Here is a 3,472-nt window from a genome sequence, read left to right as displayed (position 1 = left end):
CTCCCTCATCTCCCTCATCTCCCTCATCTCCCTCATCTCCCTCATCTCCCTCATCTCCCTCATCTCCCTCATCTCCCTCATCTCCCTCATCTCCCCCATCTTCCCCATCTCCCCCATCTCCCCCATCTCCCTCATCCCCTCCATCTCCTCTGAATTTGTGAGAGCAGAGTCACGGTTTCCGCTAAACTGAGACGAAGGTTTATCTGAATTGTAATCAGGCATGGAAATCGGACAAAAAGTTAAAGTCTTTCGTTTGCGCGATCGCGTTTCTCCCCCAATTGTAAAAAAACTCGGACAAGTGGGTATCATCCAAGGCTACAAAGTCACCGATGGTGGTGGGATCGGTGTAGTGGTGCTGTTTGACGACAATTCTTCCACTTGGTTTTTTGAAGATGAAATCAAAGCTGTGTAGTAGCTAAGGAACTCAGATCCGAGTTTTTCTTGGTATCTAAAATTTCCAGCACAGGTTGAGAGTCTTTGTTGAGTGCTAAGTTGGAGTTGAAAAGCTCGGCGGTGAAAATAGGAATCAACTAATGGCTCTAATATTGACATTTTTGGGCAAAGGCGGCACCGCTCGTACCAAAATTGCGATCGCCGCCGCCAAATTATTGGCAAGTCAAGGCAAGCGCGTACTCCTAGCAGCACAAGCAGAACCAACATTGCAAATCCTGCTGGGGACTCCCATTGCTGCCGATCCCCAGGAAATAGCTCCTAATTTGCAAGTAGTCCAGTTTCAAGCATCTGTACTACTAGAACGCAGCTGGGATGAAGTCAAGAAACTTGAGGCGCAATATCTCCGCACGCCCATCTTCAAAGACGTTTTTGGTCAAGAACTGGTAGTATTGCCGGGGATGGACAACGCCCTGGCATTGAATGCTATCCGCGAATATGATGCCAGTGGCAAATATGATGCGATCGTCTACGATGGTACGGGCGATTCTTTAACGTTACGAATGTTGGGTTTGCCAGAATCTCTGAGTTGGTATGTCCGGCGATTTCGGCAATTATTTGTCAACTCCGATTTGGGGAAGACAATTACTGAATCACCTTTGATTCAACCGCTGATTAGCAGTTTTTTCAATATCAACTGGACAGCAGATAATTTTGCAGGGCCCACTAACCAAGTCAATAATTTCTTAGAAAAGGGGAGAGCTGCTCTAGCCGATCCCAAGCGTCTCGCTGCTTTCTTAGTGACTACAGGAGACCCCATTGAGGTAGCAAATGCTCGTTATTTGTGGGGTAGCGCTCAACAGATCGGTTTAACTGTTGGTGGTGTTCTGCTTGTGTCTACGGAGACAAATGTGAACCTGTCAGAGGAGTTTATACCCCTACAGGTGAGCGTCATTCCCGACTCATCCACAGGTGACTGGCAACCACTAATAGACGCTCTACCCAACTTTGAAGCCCAAGCTTTACAGGCTCCCAAACCAATTGAAATAAACATCCACAATCGTCAGGTACGCTTGTTCTTGCCAGGATTTGACAAAAAACAAGTCAAGCTTACCCAATATGGGCCAGAAGTCACCGTAGAAGCCGGAGATCAGCGACGCAATATTCCCTTACCACCGGCTCTGAGTGGTAGACCCGTTGCTGGAGCAAAATTTCAGAATAATTATTTGATAATTTCGTTTTAAGTTATGGGACTGGGGACTGGGGGATGGGGGATGAGGGAGATGAGGGAGATGAGGGAGGAGGGGGAGCAGGGAGCAGGGAGCAAGGGAGAAGAGTTTTCCCCTCAGCAAGAGCAGCACCCCGCCCCTCTGCCTCTTTTCAATGCCCAATGCCCTATTCCCAATGCCCTATTCCCAATGCCCTATTCCCAATGCCTTAATTAATCAGTAAATTTTATGTCAGAATCAACTCCCATTACCCCAGACCCTAACCCGTCTGAAGCACTAGACTCAGTGGCAATTAATTCCAGTGAGCAAGTAACAGCAACGAGCGATCGCAGTGCGAAAACTAGGCAGTTGTTGGGGATGAAAGGTGCATCTCCAGGGGAAACTTCAATCTGGAAAATTCGTTTGCAGCTCATGAAGCCGATTACCTGGATTCCCCTAATTTGGGGCGTAGTCTGTGGTGCGGCTTCTTCTGGAAACTATACTTGGACGCTAGAAAATGTGTTGAAGGTCGCAGCCTGTATGTTACTGGCTGGGCCATTGATGACAGGTTACACCCAAATCCTCAATGATTACTACGATCGCGAAATCGATGCCATTAATGAACCCTATCGCCCTATCCCCTCTGGGGCAATTCCCCTACCCCAGGTAATTATTCAGATTTGGGTATTACTGATTGCTGGTATTGGTTTAGCATTTGTGCTGGATGTGTGGTCTGGTCATGAATTCCCGACAATTACAGCGATCGCGATTATCGGTTCTTTCATCGCCTACATTTATTCTGCACCTCCCCTGAAACTCAAACAAAACGGCTGGCTAGGTAGTTACGCCTTAGGTGCAAGCTATATAACTCTACCTTGGTCTACAGGACACGCTTTGTTTGGTGAACTGAATTCTACAATTGTGATTTTGACAATGTTCTACAGCTTGGCTGGATTGGGCATTGCTATTGTTAATGATTTTAAGAGTGTAGAAGGCGATCGCCAGTTAGGATTAAATTCACTACCCGTAATGTTTGGCATCACCACCGCATCTTGGATTTGTGTAGTGACGATTGATGTCTTTCAGGGATTGATTGCAGCCTATCTCGTCAGCATCCATGAGAATTTGTATGCAGCAATACTAGTATTGTTAATCATCCCGCAAATCACCTTGCAGGATATGTATTTCTTGCGCGACCCCGTGAAGAATGATGTTAAGTATCAAGCCAGCGCCCAACCTTTCCTGGTTCTAGGAATGCTCGTCACTGGTTTAGCGCTAGGTCATGCTGGCGTTTAACTTATAGGTTCATAGTGAGAAGTTAGGAATTAGGAGCAAAGCCGGAGACGCTCCGCCTCTGGTTAAGAGGTAATATACTTTTAATTCCTAATTTGTATCAGGACATACCGTGTTTAAACTGATATCTTTCCTCATTAATGGGATTCAACCTTTGTTAGTCCCAATTTGCTTTGTCGTTGCTTGGACTGTAATTATTCTCGTTATTTTAAGTCTTTGCGCGGCAGCACGAGATAGTCTGACTACAGCCAAGCAAATGCATCAAATCCCCTGTACTGGGTGCCAATTTTTTACTGATAATTACCGTCTTAAATGTACTGTCCGCCCATCTATTGCCAATACAGAAGAAGCGATTGATTGTTCTGACTATCAACCGAAGACGAATCCTTATCTGTATTAGGGACTGGGAGAGATGAGGGAGATGAGGGAGATGAGGGGACAAGGAGAATAACCAATGCCCAATGCCCAATGCCCAATGCCCAATGACTATTAACCCAAGTTGCTAGTTACTAGTCAAGGGCGATCGCAATGGGTGTGTTAAGCAATAAAATGCCCTCCAAGAAGAAAATTAGGAGGGCTAT

The 3,472-nt window shown here is 46.1% G+C and carries 5 protein-coding genes; 4 read left to right on the top strand and 1 reads right to left on the bottom strand.

All coding sequences use genetic code 11. The features are described from left to right. Window positions 1–222, bottom strand: a 222-nt coding sequence (locus V7K67_RS18020; protein WP_335167778.1) for a hypothetical protein, incomplete at its 3' end; no start/stop codon positions are given. Here V7K67_RS18020 and petP point away from each other — a divergent pair. The 4 genes from petP to V7K67_RS18000 all read left to right on the top strand — a co-directional run bounded on the left by petP (window position 221) and on the right by V7K67_RS18000 (window position 3,291). After that, window positions 221–412 carry a cytochrome b6f subunit PetP gene (petP, locus tag V7K67_RS18015; protein ID WP_334706173.1) on the top strand — a complete coding sequence of 64 codons (192 nt, stop codon included), beginning with the start codon at window positions 221–223 and terminating at the stop codon, window positions 410–412. The two genes, V7K67_RS18020 and petP, sit on opposite strands and share 2 nt — an antisense overlap. 121 nt (window positions 413–533) lie before the next feature. Continuing rightward, the gene (locus V7K67_RS18010; RefSeq protein ID WP_334731810.1) at window positions 534–1,634 is read left to right on the top strand and encodes a Get3/ArsA fold putative tail anchor-mediating ATPase NosAFP; all 1,101 of its coding nucleotides are present in this window, start codon (window positions 534–536) and stop codon (window positions 1,632–1,634) included. Window positions 1,635–1,847: 213 nt separating this feature from the next. Further along, window positions 1,848–2,894, top strand: coding sequence for a chlorophyll synthase ChlG (gene chlG / locus V7K67_RS18005; RefSeq protein WP_334731811.1), 1,047 nt, complete (start codon window positions 1,848–1,850; stop codon window positions 2,892–2,894). Between the two features lie 109 nt (window positions 2,895–3,003). Beyond that, window positions 3,004–3,291 (top strand): hypothetical protein, encoded by a 288-nt coding sequence (locus V7K67_RS18000; protein WP_334731812.1) that lies wholly within the window; start codon window positions 3,004–3,006, stop codon window positions 3,289–3,291. The last annotated feature ends 181 nt before the right edge of the window (window positions 3,292–3,472 follow it).

The sequence above is a fragment of the Nostoc sp. genome, assembly GCF_036917155.1.
Taxonomy (GTDB): Bacteria; Cyanobacteriota; Cyanobacteriia; order Cyanobacteriales; family Nostocaceae; genus Nostoc.
The sequence above is the reverse complement of the archived record's forward strand: the minus strand, read 5'-3'. Positions and strand labels throughout refer to the sequence as shown.